A 16,947-nucleotide genomic window follows, 5' to 3' on the forward strand; every position below is an offset into this window, starting at 1 on the left:
CATCTTCTCACTTGCATCAATGTTGTATATTGGTGGGTACAGAGATGAATTGATTCTATTCGAACACAACGGGAGGATGATCATGATGAACGTACACATAACTCAAGAGTCTCCAAAGAGCAAAGAATATATTTTACTCCATCCCGGAGTCATCATCAGCATTTTTTCATTTACTCAAGTCTACAGTCATCCCCGTCATCGCCACGCTTACCCTTTCAGGCAGAGGCAGCTCTTTTCGGACATCCACATCATGCGACATATGCGTATATATCGTTTGGCGCGGGTTCACCTCGGACAGCAGCTGTGCCGCTTCCTTCATATCATAAACGGAGCGCGACTCGAATATCGCGGTTTCATGAACAAAACTTGTCCCGAGGACAAGCAGGTCAAGGCCTTTTAAAGGCTCCTTTTCCGCCGGGCTCAGATTAATCGAATCCGAATTGTACACCCATGTATACTCGCCTTTCTGGAGCCGGTATGCGTAGGAGTAACCGTTCTTGCCATGATTCACCTTCCAGCAGGAAATCTCCCAACCGCCCAATGTGATGCCGTCATCCACAGCTGTCATCTCCATCTGCCGCGGAAGCCATGGATACTGCCGCACAATCTGTTCAAGCACGTCGGCAGGAGCATATAACCGACCTTTCTCCCCCAGCCATCTGCAGGCATCGCTCCATTCCGGCAGACCGCCGATGTGATCAAAGTGAGCGTGGGTAATCAGCATATCCCTCATCTTCCGCTTGCCGAGCCTTTCCATCATAAAGCGCCAGTCCGGACCGCAATCAATCATAAAAGACGCTTCGCCACACTCCACCATCACCGAGGAGCGAAGACGCCGATTCACACCCGTATTCCGTGCTTCCGTGCATACCTCGCAGTCGCAATATACCCGTGGAACGCCCATTGCATCCCCGGTTCCCAAAAAAGTTAACGTATCCCCGCTCACACGCATTCCCCACTTTCTTTTATTGAAATCCCATATCGGTATCAAACCTGGTCATTCTTCAGTATGACTGGCTGGCACTGGTTCATCACGATAAGCAGCATATTAGATTAACTACGCATGCTGAAGCAGCAGGACGAACCAGTTCGATTGAAATCAGCATGATTGAACAAGCGCTAGGGAACCAGTCCGATTCTAGCAGTAGGACCCGCATTAGGATTCTCCTCGACCTGCATTTTACAGCCTGATTCCTCGTTAGATTCCTTAAACAAGCTAGAGGCATCTTGTTAAGAAACCCGGTCCCCTTATTGTATAAGTGCAAGGAGAAAAAACAAAGACCGCCCGGATCATATCCGAGCGGTCACTTGTCATTCCCAATCCTATAATGTCGCTAAGAATAGCAATTCATTAAGCAAATGAGGGCTTATTATCGTCAACAGCTCCGCTGATGACCTTGACGTATTTCTTATCTACACCTTCCACAGAAGGACCCACATATACACTGTTCTTGCTCTGGCGCCTTACCGAGCGCTTCCTTGATTTCAGCGTACTCATCATCGGTACCGGTCCCCGAACCACCCAGCTGCCATTGGTGGACCCCTGCGGATGACCTGACGTTCTCTTCTTCTCATTCCTGCTCACGACGAATCCCCTCCAACTAAATGCCTGATGGTACGAAGCAGCTCACGATTCTGTTCGACAACCTCCGCGAGATCTTCATCCGAAAGAATCTCATGTCCCGTGAAATGAACGGACAATACATGATTTACTCCTAAAGGATAGCAGAACACATACACCTGCGCAACTTCCTCTTCGTGATAAAATGCCCATTTTCCACTATTATAGACATCAATCACGTAAATAGACTGGTTACTTGGCGAGCGTTCCTCTTTCCCGTCGAACGGGAAATACCTTCCTCTACCTACATTACCCCCAATTTGGGCAATGCCTTCATCTCTGCGTCCCCAAAAAGCGGCACCGGTCACCCTAAAGTCCCCTGCAGCCGGCGGGAGTAAGGAGTTTCGGACGGCTTCACTCAGTGCATGATATTTTTCAGCTTCATCGATCACATGCACATTTCGATTATATTCCCAGAAAAAATGCAGCACGCTTTGCTTGCGCCGAAGCTCTGCATCCTTCTGCTCAATCACGGTGCTCGGGTTGTTGTAGAATCCTTCGGTTTCTATGGCATTTAGAATATGTCCGCATGCAACGTCAACGGCTGATTTGTAATCGTCATCGCTTCGCAATTCATACTCAAGCAGCGTAATACCCTGGAGGTCGGAAAGAAGATGATAATCCTTAACAATAACATCCTGAACAGACATGCTGTCTGGCTCCACCTGATCCGGAATGATGCAGTACACCCTTCGTCGCCCAAGCCTTCCCCAGTACAGTCCCATCTCGAACAACGTGTTGTCACGGGTCACAAATACATGTTTGCCTCGAATGAGTGCCACATCATCCGGAGAAAAGACGAACACACCAAAATCACTGGACGCAAGCTGCTTCTCCAAAGCTTCCATCGTATACATATTCGCCCCGAACGTACCGCCGTACCAAGGTGTCACTTGCGCGGATCGCTTGATCTGTTCGTGGATCGCCCTTGCATACTTGATGGCCTCTCTGGAAGAACCTATGAATAAATTCGGCTTCGGTATGGTCATAGGCACATCCTATTCTCCCTTTGTTATACATTTTAGTCTTATTCGACCATTATAACAAAGTTGCCTATATTTGGGTGAAAATAATGGCAGGCGCATGTTGGTACATTATATGCTAAGGTCGCAAAACAGACCCCATAAATAACCATGTGCCTGTGTCCCGATCTTCAATGGCAAAGAAAAAAGGGCGGTTGATCTTCATCACGACCGGCTGGGCAGGCGGCTCGGCACTTTCCGTTATTCCCACCGCCGTAACCGCTGCGGCCTTTGTCCCTTTTTCACTTACATCCACAATGATTTTGTGCTGGACATGATCGATCCAAAATCCATCACCTTCTTCAGCCATATTGCTAAAATCAGCTTCGCCTGCATCAAATGCCTTGACCATTCCCAGTCCTCTTAGTGCATCCGGAAGTTCGAAGCTCTGTTCCAGCTTGAATTTGGGCAGGTCAAGTCGAACGGTCTCAAACGAGTAATCGTCCTTCCAGACGGACGTATCCTTCCACAGCAGCTGATGCAGCTCATCCATGGAGGAGGACACCTTCGGAAGGATGACCAGCATATGCATACGGCCGTCTCCGTAAGGAATGCGAACAGCCTGCCAGGACTCTCCTTCTTTGTAACTATACTGTCCTTCCCGCTTCATCACCGGAACTTTTCGAGTGCTGCCGTCAGCAAGCGTGAATGCTTCATCCACCGTATGCGCAGGGTCAAATTCATCCATCCATCCACCGTTAAAATAAATAGCATTGATCAAGACCGCAACACCGCCTGGTGGATCCTCATAGATGGCAGGAATCATACCGCCGGTTTTATCATATACCCACTTGTTTATCGCCTTCAGCGCATCACCGCTTTTCAGATCCGTCTCCACAACCTCCGCACCATAACCGTCCTTTACGGCTTTCAAATAGGCTTCCTTCAACTTGAGGCCTGGCCGGTGCCAGACGGAGTTGGCCACGTTCAGCTCGACGCCGCCCCCGTTCTCCAGCAATGACCGCAGCTGGCGGTTCCCTTCGTTGATATCAGCCGTCTTCATGCCCTTCCAGCCAAGCATGTCAGACATCTCGGCTGCTGTATCACCGGCTGTGCCATTATAGGCAAGTGCCAAGGCTTGCGTAATGCTGTATGGAGAGATAATTAGATTATCACTCGTATACTCAGGATTATCCGATAACGCCTGGTGCAATCGTAAACCAAAAGCATTTTGCGCGTTCATCATGCCGGTATCTACCTTGCCTAATACCTCTTTGCGTTCATTGACCGACAATTCCTTCGCTTTGGGCTGCTGTGGCGCGCTCCCTTGGGGTTCCCCTTGCTGTAACCCACCATCCTGAGTGCAAGCCGTAAGCCCGAGAAGCAAGCATAGACCTATTAATACCTGCCTTTTTCGCATATCCTTGTCACCCTTCAATATTATATTCTTTGTCTATCTGCTATTGACGGGACCCATACACCTAATGTTTCATATAAAGGTTCATTTATCCAAATTTAGTTGCAATCCACTTCATCACCGATACAATAAAGAGATGGGATCCTCCATCATTAACCAAGACAGCCAGAACGAAAGGAGCTTCTACATATGCAAAAAATTCGTCTTGAAGGCAGTAAAGTTACGCTCCGATCCAGAAAGCCCGATGATACACCGGTTCTATATAATCTGATCTATGGCACGGAAAATCCGGAATGGAAAAAATTCGACGCTCCCTACTTTCCATTAAAGAAGATTTCCTACGAGATTTTTGAAACCCAATGGAACGCGGATTTCGAGACAGATCAATTCCCGGGTGATCTGCTCATTGAAGCTAATGGACAAACGATTGGCATTGTCACCTTCTATTGGGAGCATGAAGCCTCGCGCTGGCTGGAAGCAGGCATCCTGATCTACGATCCGAGCCATTGGAGCGGTGGATATGGTACGGAGGCACTGTCGCTGTGGATTGAATGTTTATTCCAGCATCTCAACATTGCCCGGGTCGGTATTACGACGTGGTCCGGCAATCCGAGAATGATGCGCTGCGCAGAGAAGGTTGGCATGCAGCTTGAAGGCCGCATGCGGAAGTGCCGATATTACGCAGGCGTCTACTACGATTCCATTCGTATGGGCATTTTGCGAGAGGAATGGGAAGCACAAAAGGCAGCTTGTGTAACCGCATCGAATGACCCATCTACAAAAACTTCGGGAGTACATGCTGAATAGGGACATAGCCAGACGATTATCCGCACCTTGGATCAGCATACAAATGAAACGAGCTGTCCCAGGGTCTCCCGGGACAGCTCGTTTTTTTTATAAAGGTATGTTCATAGGCGCTGCAAACTCAAACATGATTATGGCGGATCTGTTTATTCAACGTATCCCATGAATTCCATGACAACTGGCATTACAATCCCGCCAGCACCTGATACCAGACGCCCCGCCTCGAATAAAGCGTCTCTCGTACCTGATCCCATCCACCCAGGTACTCAATGTCGAATAACCCCGGCGGGTTAGCAAACTGATGCTTGGTCTGTGCAAGCACCGACTCCTCAACCGGGCGGAAGCCATATTTGACGAATATGTTCTGGGCCTCCGGAGTACGCAGGTAATCCACGAAGGCAGCCGCCACATCCTGGTTGCCGTGCTTATCAGCGAATCGCTCCACAACTGCAGCGGGATTCTCAATCAGCATCGTATGCTCCGGCACAACGATATCGTACTGGACGCCTTGGGCGATTCGGGCAAGCAGCTCGTTCTCATACGTAACGATAACATCCCCAACCCCATATTCAAACGCCGCCATGGACGCGCGCCCGCTTTTATCCAGCGATTCCACATTGCGGTGCACCGCTTCAAGAAAAGCCTTCGCTTGAGCAGGATCGCGCTTTCCGTTCTCTTCCGATTGCTTCAAGCCTGCGCCATAGATTGCGTTAATGTCCCACTGTGCGCCGCCGGAGGTTTTCGGATTCGGATACAGCACCTTCACGTCTGATCTCGTCAGGTCGTCAAAATCCTGTATCCCTTTTGGATTCCCCTCACGGGTGCCCAGAACAACAATGGAGCGTGTCACCATTCCGCTGTAAGGCTGAGACTTCCATTCCGGGTCCACAAGCCCTGACCTGACCAGCTTGTCTACATCCCCTTCCATGGCGAGCAGCGTAACGTCTGCTTCAAATCCGCCTGTGATGGCACGAGCCTGCGTTCCGGAGGCTTCGTAAGATTCCTGAAAGTTAATGATTTCGCCCGTCTGTTCCTTCCATTCCGCCTGAAAAGCGGGAATGATCTCGGACATGGCATCTCTAACGACGCTGTAAGCACCAAGCACCAGCGTTCTCTCACCTGACGGTGATGTCACTTCTTCACCAGCCGGATCGTCACTGGCGCATCCTGCTACGAGAAGACTGAAGAGAAGCGCCATGCCAGCCAGCAGGAATGAGGTGCGTTTTATATTCAAGATCCGCATGAATCCACTTCCCTTCGGAGTATTGAACAATCAGATCATAATCGGCATCGGATCAACCTTCAGACGGTTCTCCTCAATCCAGCTGTGGTCGTCATTGAAAAGATAAGCCCGGTGAACGAGGACACGAACCTCCTGGCCCGGCTGCAGCGTCTCCTTCTCCAGGGAACGGTAGGTGATCAGCTTATGTCCTTTAACCTCCACCTCCACCAGCCATTCACTGCCGCGAAAATGCAGATGACGGACAACGCCCGTCTCGGTTGCCGACAGCACGCTGAAGTCATGCTCGCTCCCAATCTCGATATATTCCGGACGAATAAGTGCGCGCGTTGCATTCTTATTAGCTGCTGCCTCAAATCCCTTCAGCTCGGCAGCACTCGATATGACCGTAGATTCGCCAATGAATGAAGCGACAAACGGAGTTTTCGGTTCCTTATAAATATCCCAGGGCGTACCCTTCTGCTCAACTCTCCCCTGATTAATAATCATAATCTCATCCGCTACTTCAATCGCCTCATCCTGGTCATGGGTCACAAAAATCGACGTAATGCCGACCCGCTCGATCAGCTCGCGAAGCCAGGAACGCAGCTCTTGACGGATTTTTGCATCAATCGCGGCAAACGGTTCATCCAATAATAGCAGCTGCGGCTCCGGTGCAAGCGCTCTGGCAAAGGCCACACGCTGGCGCTGACCGCCTGATAACTGGTGCGGATAGCGGCTCTCGAAACCTTTTAGCCCGGTCAGCTCCACCAATTCCGTTACCCTGTCTTTAATTTCGGCCTTGGATGCCTTCTTCACCTTCAAGCCAAACGCGATGTTGTCAAATACGGTCATATGCTTAAACAAGGCATAGTTCTGAAATACAAAGCCTATTCCACGCTCTTGGGGCGGCAGATCATTGACCACCTGACCATGAAAGGAAATTTGCCCGGAGTCGGGATTCTCAAGCCCGGCCAGCATGCGCAGAATGGACGTTTTACCACCGCCGCTGGGTCCCAGCAGTCCAATCAGATGTCCCTTCTCAATCTCAAAGCTGACATTCTTTACGGCATGAAACGTACCGAAGTGCTTGTTCAGATCGCGAACTTCCACATGCATATCAATGCACATCCTTTCTTTTTTTGGCCCATTCCATCAGCAGCAGGAGACCAACGGAGAAGGCAGCCAGCACCAATGCGACACCATTGGCAGCAGCCACATTAAAATTCTCTACATCCTGATACACAAGCGTCGTTGCTGTCTGCGTCTTGTTCATGATGTTACCGGACACCACCAGTACGGCGCCGAATTCCCCCAGCGAGCGGGCGACAGTTAGCACCAGACCGTACACCACAGCCCACCGAATGGAGGGCCATGTTACTTTTCGGAACGTTGTCCAGCCATAAGCTCCCAGCGTTGCTGCCGCTTGCTCCTGATCATTCCCGATCTCCTGCAGGACGGGCATGACCTCACGGACCATCAGCGGAAACGTGACGAAGAGCGTAGCAATCACCATGCCTGGAAACGCATATACGACCTTAAACCCGATCCCTTCAAAAAAACCGCCAATGATGCTGTCCGGTCCAAGCAGCAGTACAATCATCAGGCCGCCAATGACCGGCGAAACCGCGTACGGCAAATCGACAATGCTGTTCAGAATGCCTTTGATCTTCCGGCTAAGCCAATTCGCCCGAACCAGATACAACGCCATCATGATGCCAAACAGCGCATTTAACACCGTAACGAATACAACGATAAGACCCGTCATCATAAGAGCATGCAGGGCTTCAGGTCTGAGCAGGCCCTCCGCAAACCCATCCAGCCCTTTATCAAACGCTCCGATTGCAATCCGGGATAAGGGGATGATTAGCAGAATGATAAATACGGCATACGTTAGTCCGATCCACAATCGTCTCAAGCTCGTCTCCCCCTCTGCTGTACGGCATTAATCACCCAGAGGATGAGGAAGGAGAGGGTAAGGAGCAGAACGGATACCGCCGCTGCACCAGCCGGGTTGTCGCTCTCAACCTCGCCAAAAATAAAGACCGAAGCAATCAGCGTCCTTCCGGGAATATTGCCCGCAACCAGCACAACGGCACCAAATTCAGCCAGCGCTCTTGAGAAAGCGAGCATTCCCCCGCTGATGATACCCGGCAGCATCGAGGGAAGAATGACCTTGAAGAAAGCTCTCGTCCTCGAAGCGCCCATCGTATAAGCCGCCTCTTCCTCCAGCGGATCCAGCTCTTCCAGCAGCGGCTGTACCGCCCGGACCACGAACGGAAACGTGACAAACAGCATGGCTATAACGATAGCAGGCTGGTGAAACACGATTTCGAAACCAAACTTCTCCGCCAGGCCGCCAAGTAAACTCCCCGGTCCCAGCAGCAGCAATATCATCAGTCCCCCTACCGCCGTCGGCAGCGCAAAGGGCAGATCCACCAAACTGTTCAGCAGCGTCCTTCCCGGAAAACGATACCTGACGAGCACCCAAGCAATCATCGTTCCGACAAGCACGTTGATGAACGTAGAGATTATGCCCAGTTTGATTGTAAGCAGCACGGCCTTCCAGGCAATCGGATCCAATATGCTCTCTGTAAAATGGCTCCATCCTGCAGAGAATGACTGCACGTACACCCCAAAGATCGGCAGCACGATCAAGGCAAGAAAATAAAGCAGCACGGTACTTCGAAATCCCCAAGTCCAACCTTTATGACGAATCCATGTGGTCATATCGTATCCCTCCTGCCTCCGGATGGTATTCCGGTCAACTTCTCCACCAACCATCTTTATATTTCCTATTTGTATACTTGGTTTTACTTTACACATACTTTACCAAATGCTGAATCCGATCGTCAATCCATCTTTTGCACTTTATCGGGTAAAATAATAGAACTGGAAAAAATAGAGGAGGGTATTTGCATGCTGTATACCGGTGAACTAAACACGCAAGGGCGTGACGAGATGAGGGATATCACGAGGGAGATCGCTGCTCACGTGAAGCAAAGCGGGGTTCAGCAAGGCATCGTGCTGATCTATTGTCCGCATACCACCGCCGGAATTGCCATTAATGAGAACGCGGACCCCGATGTGAAACGGGACGTGCTGATGTCTTTGGATGAAGTATTTCCATGGAATCATCCCAAATATCGTCATGCGGAGGGAAATACCGCTTCCCACCTTAAATCGATCACCTGCGGTCCTTCGCAGACCGTCATTATTCAGAACGGTCATCTGCTTCTTGGAAGGTGGCAGGGCATTTATTTTTGCGAATTCGATGGACCGAGGCAGCGTCAGTATCACGTGAAAATCATGGAGGGCTGATGCCAAAAAGGGATACAGGCACGGGAAAGACAGTTAAAAAGCACAAAAAGCAGACAGGCACATGCTAGGGGGCGTGGACCTGTCTGTTTTATTTCATTAGATGATTGACGTTTCAACGCTAGGTCGTTGTAATGGGTTGAAGTATCAAGTCACACGTCGTGGCAATAATCAGAAGTTAGACCCTGCTGTACAAACTCCGGCATAACACTTTGACATGGGTAAGAGCGGCTGGTTTGATCTCATCAAAGCCAATTCGGTCTTGAATATAATAGGATATAAATCCATGCAGCGACAAAAACAAGGTCAGCGGAACGGTTCGCCGCTCTTCCTCACTGTAATTCTCATCAAGCAAATACTGACGGACAAGCATAGCAAACATTTCAAAACAGCGTCCCTGCTCAGAGCGACAGTAGGACAGCAGCTCTTCGTCCCGAATCATGAACATGATCTCGTACTGGTAAGGATTATCCAGTCCGAAACGAACAAATTCCAGCATCAGCTGCTCCAGCTTCGATACCCCGTCACAGGGAGGCTTTCCCGATACTTCCAACAGCAAATCATTTAGATCATTAAAGTCCTTCATGACAATGGCGTAGAAAAGCTCCGCCTTTTCCTTAAAATGATAATACAAGGAGCCGTGGCTATAACCCAAATGCTGCCCGATGCTTCGCATCGAAATGGCTCGGTATCCTTTGGTTATAAACAAATGCCTCGCTGCTTCCAGTATCCGCTCTCTCGACAACTCGCGTTCTACTGCTCTTCTTGCCATATTATTTTATTCCCCTTCAATAAAATAAAGCCGCTCTCCCTCCGTGATCAAAGACTGCCCCTGTGTCAAATCTACCATCCAAGTCATAAAGCTCTCCGCATCACCATCGAGCGGCAAGCAGGTCAAGGTCACCGTGGCGGCAAAGTTGGTCTCTCCCATACGTACGCCCCGATTTCGAAGCTCGTTCTCCACCTTACCCAGCCAGGTATAATCCAGCTCCACTAAAATCTCCCGGTGAAGAACCCTTGTAATCGGTTCACCTGATTCTATAGCAGCCACGGCTCCGTCGGTGTAAGCCCGGATCAGTCCGCCTGCGCCAAGCATGATACCGCCAAAATAACGTGTGACAACAATGGCTACATTCTTCCGCCCCTGATTTCGGATCACTTCGAGAATCGGCTTGCCGGCCGTTCCGCTCGGTTCCCCATCATCCGATTGCTTCTGAATCTCATCCCGCTCGCCAATCATATAAGCGGAACAATTGTGTGTAGCATTCCAATGCTTCTTCTTGATTTCTTCAATAAAAGCGACGGCTTCCTCTTCTGATTCGACCGGCATCACATGGCCGATGAATCGCGATTTCTTAATGACAATCTCCTTGGAGCCCGCCTGACGTACCGTTTTGTAACGATCCAGCATGAAACAACAACCACCCCTATATTGCCAAGAAAGCAGTCCACGGCAATAATCTGCCAGCGGACTGCTTCCTTCAGCGTCTTACGTCTAATCCAATGTAAGTGTCAGGTTTATTCGGAAAGTCTAGCTTCCAGTTCGGCCTTCTCTTTCTCATACCCTGGTTTGCCGAGCAGCGCGAACATATTTTTCTTGTACGCCTCTACGCCCGGTTGGTCAAACGGGTTGACACCCAACAGATAGCCGCTGATACCGCAGGCCTTTTCGAAAAAGTATACCAGATATCCGAACGAATAGGGAGTGAAATCTGGAATTGTCACAATCAAATTCGGAACTTGTCCGTCGGTATGGGCCAGCATCGTACCTTGGAAGGCCTTTTTGTTGACAAAATCCAATGTTTTCCCGGTCAGGAAGTTCAATCCGTCCAGATCGTCCGGATCCGATTCAATCGTAATATGCTCGGATACATTCTCAACCTGAATGACCGTTTCGAAGATGTTGCGGCTGCCTTCCTGGATAAATTGACCCATGGAGTGCAGATCAGTAGAGAAGTCTACGGAAGCAGGATAGATGCCTTTGTAATCCTTGCCTTCGCTCTCGCCGTACAGCTGCTTCCACCATTCCGATACAAAATGCAGGGAAGGCTCGTAGTTTACAAGGATCTCGATGCCCTTGCCTTTACGGTAAAGAGCGTTGCGAACCGCCGCGTATTGGTATGCTTCGTTCTCGGCTACGTTCGGGCTGCTGTATTCCTTGGATGCGTCAGCGGCGCCTTGCATCATCTCTTCAATGTTGATTCCAGCCGTTGCAATCGGAAGAAGACCGACTGCCGTCAGCACGGAATAACGTCCGCCGACATCGTCAGGAATGATAAAGGACTCGTAGCCTTCTTCGGTTGCCAACTTCTTGAGTGCGCCCTTCTCCTGATCGGTCGTAGCGTAAATGCGTTTGCGAGCTTCTTCCTTGCCGTATTTCTTCTCCAGCTCCGCACGGAAAATACGGAATGCGATAGCCGGCTCCGTGGTTGTACCGGATTTGGAAATGACATTCACCGAGAAGTCCTTGCCTTCTACCAGTTGAAGCAGATGCGTTACATAGGTGGAGCTGATGTTGTTTCCTGCAAAATAAATTTCCGGCGTCTTGCGCTGGTCCTTCGACAGCTCGTTATAGAACGAATGCGACAGCATTTCGATCGCGGCACGCGCTCCCAGGTAGGAACCTCCGATACCGATAACAATCAGAACGTCAGAGTCACTCTGAATTTTGGCAGCCGCTTTCTGGATGCGTGAGAATTCTTCTTTATCGTACTGCGTTGGCAGGTCGATCCAGCCCAGATAATCAGAACCGGCACCTGTACCGTTATGTAGCTGTTCATGGGCTGTACGGATCGGCTCTGCAAAATAGTCAACTTCGTGCTGATTGACAAAAGTCAGTGCTTTACTGTAATCAAACTTGATTTTTTTAGACATGCCTTAAACCTCCTGTGAATTTAGAAATAGGATACTTTAATTTAATAAAGACCGCAAGTTGCACGGGCTAACCGTCATGTATTCTTCATGCTGGACACCCTTCAACCTCCAATCCCCCACAAACGCTGGCTTCGTTTCCAGAACCCATGCTAAGATAGAGTGGATCAGGAATCCATAATCGAAGGTGATATAGCTATGAAAAAAATCGGATTTATCGGACTGGGCACCATGGGCGCTCCTATGGCCTCCAATCTGCTTAAGCAGGATTACGACGTGACCGTGTATAACCGCACCCATGAAAAATGCCGTCCGCTGGCCGAACAGGGAGCTTCCATCGCGGACACGCCTCGCGAGGCTGCCGAAGGACAGGATCTTGTCATTACGATGGTGAGCAACGACCATTCCATCCGGGAAGTGTTCTATGGAGAGAACGGTCTGCTCGGCTCCCTGACCGGCGGGATGACCGTCATCGACTGCAGCACGATCTCCGAGAGCCTTGTCAAGGAAATCGCATCTGCCGTAACTGGGCTTGGCGCATCCTTCCTGGATGCCCCGGTAACCGGCAGCAAGCCTGCGGCCATTGATGGAACCCTGGTCTTCATGGTCGGCGGCGAAGCAGCTGTGATCGAGGCCCATGCCGACGTGTTTGACACCCTGGGCAAAAAGGTCATTCACATGGGACCAAACGGAAGCGGTGCCGTCGCCAAGCTTGCGCACAATACCATTGTGGGCATTAACAACCTGGCGCTGGCCGAAGGTTTTGCCATCGCTGCAAAATCAGGCATTCCCGCCGACAACTTTCTGGAACTCGTACAGCTCGGATCTGCTGGCAGCAAAGCGGCCGAGCTGAAGGGACGCAAAATTATCGACGGCGATTTCAGCAACCAGTTCTCGCTTGCACTCATGCTCAAAGACCTGAAGCTTGCCTCCTCACTAACCGATGGCATCGGCATGCCTTCCCCTATGCTGAATCTGGCCAAGAGCCTGTTTCAAGCCGGTGCCAGCGAAGGCTATGGCGAAGAGGATCTATCCGCTGTCGTGAAATGCTATGAAGCCTGGATCGGCCAAAAAATCGGCGAACAGCCGCAATAACCAGACAGATTATGCCTTGTCATTACTGGCCCCTTCATGCTGGTTCCGGGTCATCCGGACCAGGAGGAAGGGGCCTTTTTTTGAGCTTTTCCACCATTTCCCTCTCCGAAAGAAACTTTTCTGTTATTTCCTCCGTTTACAATGCAAAGGGAGGAATTGCAACATGAAACCTCTGGGTAACTACATCTTGAGATACGACAACAGCAAAAAGCAGGTGACCATCCAAGGCGATAACCGAAAGGTGATCCTGACAGCAGGAAATACCAGCATGGAAGTGGATGGAGTTAAAAAGGCGCTGCCTTCAGCCCCACTGCTGCATAACGGCAAGACCATGATTCCCTTAAGGGCTGTTGCCCAAGCATTTGATGCCAACGTCTACTGGAATGACGCTTTAAAAACAGCTTATATCAATAAGGCAGATCCGGGTATCATCGCCGACTTAAAAAGCACCGATCTGGCCACCGCCCGGAATGCTGCAGCCAAGCTTCCCTATTCATCCGAACTGAAGAAGCCTGAACTGGAGATGCTCCCCGTGGAAATGCAGGGCGTGAATTATTATTTTCCTAAAGGCAAATCCAATTCATTCTTCCTGGTAGACAACGATATCGCCAGCTATTTCGATATCCATGGCGGCGTCAAATACTTAAAATGGCAAGGCAAGCTGGACTATGGCACTAAAGCATCGGCAAACCAAAACCTGTTCTTCCTGCCTGCACTGAAAGCTGAGATCGGTAATCAGCCGAACACCCAAAATTGGACGATCGCCAAATTTGTATTCCGCTACCCTTCCGGCGTTACCAGCTATCGCCTGCTGGATCGCGGCCAGGAATGGGGCGAAGGATACGTAGAGCTTGACAACCGGGCTCCCGGATATAAAGGCGAGATCGTGACAATCCCGGAGGAATAAGTCCATTATATCAACCGCCGATAAAGGCCTGCGTTGACATCCGGCATTGACAGTAAAGGCTCAGAGCCATCGGCTTGAGCCTTTTTGGCATATTCGCGAATATGAATGCTCCGTCGCCGCTTGTCCTGCTACATGGTCGGATAAGAGCAGCAATAATCGGTGACGGTGCGGATTTCCAGCTTAAAGCTTGAATTGCCCGGAACGTTAAAGGTCGCAGACCCTTGAATCTCTAACCACTCCTGCTCTCCAGGCAGCAGGACACGCAAATCGCCGGACAGGATTTCCATAATTTCAGGACCATCTGTGCCGAATTCATAGCTCCCCGGAAGCATGATCCCCAGTGTTACCTTCTCGCCATTCTCCAGCAGCACCGTACGGCTGGTTACCTTCCCCTCATAGTAAACATTGGCTGCTTTCGTGACGGTAGCATTCTTAAATTGTGACATCGACAAACTCTCCTCCTCCAAAATAGGCATGTCTTGATATATGGACGGCACCCGTGTGATACGGGTGCCGGAAAATCAATATGGAGTTACATCACGGGTGTTTTGGATGTTTTACAGCAAAGCTTTTACGCGGCCGACTACGTTCTCAACGGTAAAGCCGTATTCGGCAATGACGCGGTCGCCAGGAGCGGAAGCGCCAAACGTGTTGATGCCGAGAATATCGCCTTTATCGCCAACATAACGCTCCCAGCCGAACGGATGAGCCATTTCAATGGCAAGACGGGCTTTTACGTCAGGAAGCAGCACGGAATCTTTGTATGCTTGATCCTGGCTGTCGAACAGATCCCAGCTTGGCATGCTGATGACACGAACGGCGATGCCTTCTTCAGCCAATGCCGCTTGCGCTTTAACAGCAAGCTGAACCTCGGAACCCGTTGCAATGATTTGAGCCTGTACGTTGCCATCTTTCGCGTCAGCAACAACATAAGCCCCGCGTTTGATGCCTTCACGTGCATTGTCTACTGCGCCTGCAAGGATCGGCAGGTTCTGACGAGTCAGCACCAGCGCTACCGGACGGTCTGTGTTCTCAACCGCATAAGCCCATGCCGCGGAAGTTTCATTGGCATCCGCAGGACGTATCACGGTCAGACCCGGGATAATACGCAGGGAAGCCAATTGTTCGATCGGTTCATGCGTAGGACCGTCTTCACCAACAGCGATACTGTCATGAGTCAGTACATACGTAACCGGCAGTTTCATAATTGCAGCCAGACGAACAGCCGGACGCAGGTAATCGGTAAATACGAAGAACGTACCTCCGAAAATTTTCAGTCCGCCATGAAGCGCAATCCCGTTCATAGCGCCAGCCATTGCAAATTCACGAACGCCATAGTATACATTACGGCCTTCATAGCTGTTTGCTGTGAAAGATGCCAGATCATTCAGGTGAGTCATGGTGGAGCTTTCCAGGTCAGCCGATCCGCCAAGCAGCTGCGGTACGCCTGCCGTCAAACCGTTCAGCGCTTTACCGGAAGCTACACGTGTGGAAACCGCTTTGTCGTCTGCGCTGTATTTCGGAAGGTTTTTGTCCCATCCTGAAGCCAGTTCACCGGATTCACCGCGCTCGAATTGCGCTGCCAGTTCCGGGTAAGCCTCTTTGTATTTCGCGAATTGATCAACCCAAGCTTGATATGCAGCAATGCCGCGTTCTTTCACTTTGCCAAAGTGCTCGCGCACTTCATCAGGTACGTAGAAATCCTCTTCATAAACCCATTCATAAAATTCCTTGGTCAGCTTCGCCTCATCTGCTCCAAGCGGGGAACCGTGCGTACCGCCGTGACCGCCTTTGCCTTGTTTGTTCGGGCTGCCGTAACCGATCACCGTTTTCACTTCGATCAACGTTGGGCGGTTTGTATCAGCTTGTGCTTCCTCAATCGCTTTTTGGATCGCAGGGAGATCATTGCCGTCTTCAACGCGCAGTACTTGCCAGCCATAAGCATCAAAACGCTTCGCTACGTTCTCGGAGAATGCCAAGTTCAGCTCGCCATCAAGGGAGATATCGTTGGAATCGTACAGCATGATCAATTTGCCAAGCTTCAAATGACCTGCCAGAGAAGCTGCCTCGGAAGCAACGCCCTCCATCATGTCGCCGTCGCCGCAAATCGCATAGGTATAATGATCAACTACGTTGAAATCGTCTTTATTGTAAGTCGCACCCAAGTGGGCCTCAGCCATTGCCATACCTACAGCCATCGCCACGCCTTGTCCCAAAGGACCCGTCGTTGCATCGACACCGGCCGTGTGGCCAAATTCCGGATGTCCCGGAGTTTTGCTTCCCCATTGACGGAACTGCTTCAGATCTTCAATGGACAAGTCATAACCGCTCAGGTGGAGCAGACTATAGAGCAGCATGGAGCCATGGCCTGCAGACAAGACAAAACGGTCGCGGTTAATCCACGCCGGCTGGTCCGGGTTATGGTTCATCGTCTTCGCGAACAGCTGGTATCCCATAGGCGCAGAGCCCATCGGCATGCCCGGATGACCGGAATTGGCTTTCTCGATCGCGTCGATCGCCAGTGTCCGGATGGTTGCGATAGACAGGTTGTCGATCGTTTGGTTATGTTCAGTTGTCATGATTCGTCCTCCTCAAATCTTTTCCATAGTAAGCTTCAAAAATGAGGCTTCTTCCGTTCCTCCAGCCCCAATTATCAAGGAAACAGAGCAGTTAGGAATGTTGAGAATATCATTTTGACTCTTATTGTATCACCAGACGTGCTTCATTTCCATA

The 16,947-nt window shown here is 50.4% G+C and carries 17 protein-coding genes; 4 read left to right on the forward strand and 13 right to left on the reverse strand.

All coding sequences use genetic code 11. The annotated features are described in order from the left end of the window. Nucleotides 1-166 precede the first annotated feature (166 nt). The 4 genes from M2277_RS25820 to M2277_RS25835 form a co-directional block, all read right to left on the reverse strand. Complete coding sequence (locus M2277_RS25820; protein ID WP_173937160.1) at nt 167-952, reverse strand: MBL fold metallo-hydrolase; 786 nt, start codon at nt 950-952, stop codon at nt 167-169. Nucleotides 953-1,351: 399 nt separating this feature from the next. After that, complete coding sequence (locus tag M2277_RS25825; protein WP_006212316.1) at nt 1,352-1,585, reverse strand: hypothetical protein; 234 nt, start codon at nt 1,583-1,585, stop codon at nt 1,352-1,354. After that, nucleotides 1,582-2,610, reverse strand: coding sequence for a TIR domain-containing protein (locus M2277_RS25830; protein ID WP_006212317.1), 1,029 nt, complete (start codon nt 2,608-2,610; stop codon nt 1,582-1,584). Before M2277_RS25830 ends, M2277_RS25825 begins: the two co-directional genes overlap by 4 nt. 112 nt (nt 2,611-2,722) lie before the next feature. Beyond that, nucleotides 2,723-4,003: a serpin family protein gene (locus M2277_RS25835; protein WP_280755955.1), complete on the reverse strand. Its 1,281-nt coding sequence runs from the start codon at nt 4,001-4,003 to the stop codon at nt 2,723-2,725. 186 nt (nt 4,004-4,189) lie between these two features. On the opposite strand from M2277_RS25835, the gene M2277_RS25840 reads away from it, so the two are divergent. Continuing rightward, on the forward strand, nt 4,190-4,807 hold the full coding sequence (locus M2277_RS25840; RefSeq protein ID WP_006212319.1) for a GNAT family N-acetyltransferase: 618 nt from the start codon (nt 4,190-4,192) through the stop codon (nt 4,805-4,807). A gap of 181 nt (nt 4,808-4,988) precedes the next feature. Here the strand turns inward: M2277_RS25840 and M2277_RS25845 are convergent, their stop codons facing one another. From M2277_RS25845 to cysT, 4 genes are read right to left on the reverse strand one after another with little or no spacing between them, the layout of a single operon-like run. Further along, nucleotides 4,989-6,047: a sulfate ABC transporter substrate-binding protein gene (locus M2277_RS25845; RefSeq protein WP_036639792.1), complete on the reverse strand. Its 1,059-nt coding sequence runs from the start codon at nt 6,045-6,047 to the stop codon at nt 4,989-4,991. 30 nt (nt 6,048-6,077) lie between these two features. Next, nucleotides 6,078-7,142 (reverse strand): sulfate/molybdate ABC transporter ATP-binding protein, encoded by a 1,065-nt coding sequence (locus tag M2277_RS25850; RefSeq protein WP_280755956.1) that lies wholly within the window; start codon nt 7,140-7,142, stop codon nt 6,078-6,080. A 1-nt stretch (nt 7,143) separates the two neighbouring features. Beyond that, a complete protein-coding gene (locus tag M2277_RS25855; RefSeq protein ID WP_006212321.1) occupies nt 7,144-7,941 on the reverse strand; it encodes a sulfate ABC transporter permease subunit in 798 nt (265 codons plus the stop codon). After that, nucleotides 7,938-8,753: a sulfate ABC transporter permease subunit CysT gene (gene cysT, locus M2277_RS25860; protein WP_006212322.1), complete on the reverse strand. Its 816-nt coding sequence runs from the start codon at nt 8,751-8,753 to the stop codon at nt 7,938-7,940. Before cysT ends, M2277_RS25855 begins: the two co-directional genes overlap by 4 nt. A gap of 189 nt (nt 8,754-8,942) precedes the next feature. On the opposite strand from cysT, the gene M2277_RS25865 reads away from it, so the two are divergent. Further along, the gene (locus M2277_RS25865) at nt 8,943-9,344 is read left to right on the forward strand and encodes a secondary thiamine-phosphate synthase enzyme YjbQ (RefSeq protein WP_280755957.1); all 402 of its coding nucleotides are present in this window, start codon (nt 8,943-8,945) and stop codon (nt 9,342-9,344) included. A 175-nt stretch (nt 9,345-9,519) separates the two neighbouring features. Here the strand turns inward: M2277_RS25865 and M2277_RS25870 are convergent, their stop codons facing one another. The 3 genes from M2277_RS25870 to M2277_RS25880 all read right to left on the reverse strand — a co-directional run bounded on the left by M2277_RS25870 (nt 9,520) and on the right by M2277_RS25880 (nt 12,215). Then, nucleotides 9,520-10,113 carry a TetR/AcrR family transcriptional regulator gene (locus tag M2277_RS25870; protein WP_006212324.1) on the reverse strand — a complete coding sequence of 198 codons (594 nt, stop codon included), beginning with the start codon at nt 10,111-10,113 and terminating at the stop codon, nt 9,520-9,522. 6 nt (nt 10,114-10,119) lie between these two features. Beyond that, entirely contained in the window at nt 10,120-10,752 is a 633-nt protein-coding gene (locus tag M2277_RS25875) for a YigZ family protein (protein WP_280755958.1), read from the reverse strand. A gap of 107 nt (nt 10,753-10,859) precedes the next feature. Beyond that, a complete protein-coding gene (locus M2277_RS25880; protein ID WP_076151576.1) occupies nt 10,860-12,215 on the reverse strand; it encodes a glucose-6-phosphate isomerase in 1,356 nt (451 codons plus the stop codon). A 195-nt stretch (nt 12,216-12,410) separates the two neighbouring features. Here M2277_RS25880 and M2277_RS25885 point away from each other — a divergent pair, with 195 nt between their 5' ends. Together M2277_RS25885 and M2277_RS25890 are read left to right on the forward strand one after the other, a co-directional pair. Beyond that, on the forward strand, nt 12,411-13,307 hold the full coding sequence (locus M2277_RS25885) for an NAD(P)-dependent oxidoreductase (RefSeq protein WP_006212327.1): 897 nt from the start codon (nt 12,411-12,413) through the stop codon (nt 13,305-13,307). 163 nt (nt 13,308-13,470) lie between these two features. Continuing rightward, on the forward strand, nt 13,471-14,214 hold the full coding sequence (locus tag M2277_RS25890) for a stalk domain-containing protein (protein ID WP_231888254.1): 744 nt from the start codon (nt 13,471-13,473) through the stop codon (nt 14,212-14,214). 128 nt (nt 14,215-14,342) lie between these two features. Here the strand turns inward: M2277_RS25890 and ppnP are convergent, their stop codons facing one another. Continuing rightward, nucleotides 14,343-14,660 carry a pyrimidine/purine nucleoside phosphorylase gene (gene ppnP, locus M2277_RS25895; RefSeq protein WP_006212330.1) on the reverse strand — a complete coding sequence of 106 codons (318 nt, stop codon included), beginning with the start codon at nt 14,658-14,660 and terminating at the stop codon, nt 14,343-14,345. A gap of 111 nt (nt 14,661-14,771) precedes the next feature. Next, a complete protein-coding gene (tkt, locus tag M2277_RS25900; protein WP_280755959.1) occupies nt 14,772-16,793 on the reverse strand; it encodes a transketolase in 2,022 nt (673 codons plus the stop codon). Nucleotides 16,794-16,947: the final 154 nt, after the last annotated feature.

This window comes from Paenibacillus sp. LBL (assembly GCF_029893715.1).
In the GTDB taxonomy this organism is placed as follows: Bacteria; Bacillota; Bacilli; order Paenibacillales; family Paenibacillaceae; genus Paenibacillus_AQ; species Paenibacillus_AQ glucanolyticus.

Excerpts from the sequence above, each read along its gene's own strand:
- M2277_RS25820 (WP_173937160.1), bottom strand. The coding sequence starts at position 952 with ATGCGTGTGAGCGGGGATACGTTAACTTTTTTGGGAACCGGGGATGCA.
- M2277_RS25830 (WP_006212317.1), bottom strand. The coding sequence starts at position 2,610 with ATGACCATACCGAAGCCGAATTTATTCATAGGTTCTTCCAGAGAGGCC.
- M2277_RS25835 (WP_280755955.1), bottom strand. The coding sequence starts at position 4,003 with ATGCGAAAAAGGCAGGTATTAATAGGTCTATGCTTGCTTCTCGGGCTT.
- M2277_RS25840 (WP_006212319.1), top strand. The coding sequence starts at position 4,190 with ATGCAAAAAATTCGTCTTGAAGGCAGTAAAGTTACGCTCCGATCCAGA.
- M2277_RS25845 (WP_036639792.1), bottom strand. The coding sequence starts at position 6,047 with ATGCGGATCTTGAATATAAAACGCACCTCATTCCTGCTGGCTGGCATG.
- M2277_RS25850 (WP_280755956.1), bottom strand. The coding sequence starts at position 7,142 with ATGCATGTGGAAGTTCGCGATCTGAACAAGCACTTCGGTACGTTTCAT.
- cysT (WP_006212322.1), bottom strand. The coding sequence starts at position 8,753 with ATGACCACATGGATTCGTCATAAAGGTTGGACTTGGGGATTTCGAAGT.
- M2277_RS25865 (WP_280755957.1), top strand. The coding sequence starts at position 8,943 with ATGCTGTATACCGGTGAACTAAACACGCAAGGGCGTGACGAGATGAGG.
- M2277_RS25870 (WP_006212324.1), bottom strand. The coding sequence starts at position 10,113 with ATGGCAAGAAGAGCAGTAGAACGCGAGTTGTCGAGAGAGCGGATACTG.
- M2277_RS25875 (WP_280755958.1), bottom strand. The coding sequence starts at position 10,752 with ATGCTGGATCGTTACAAAACGGTACGTCAGGCGGGCTCCAAGGAGATT.
- M2277_RS25880 (WP_076151576.1), bottom strand. The coding sequence starts at position 12,215 with ATGTCTAAAAAAATCAAGTTTGATTACAGTAAAGCACTGACTTTTGTC.
- M2277_RS25885 (WP_006212327.1), top strand. The coding sequence starts at position 12,411 with ATGAAAAAAATCGGATTTATCGGACTGGGCACCATGGGCGCTCCTATG.
- M2277_RS25890 (WP_231888254.1), top strand. The coding sequence starts at position 13,471 with ATGAAACCTCTGGGTAACTACATCTTGAGATACGACAACAGCAAAAAG.
- ppnP (WP_006212330.1), bottom strand. The coding sequence starts at position 14,660 with ATGTCACAATTTAAGAATGCTACCGTCACGAAAGCAGCCAATGTTTAC.
- tkt (WP_280755959.1), bottom strand. The coding sequence starts at position 16,793 with ATGACAACTGAACATAACCAAACGATCGACAACCTGTCTATCGCAACC.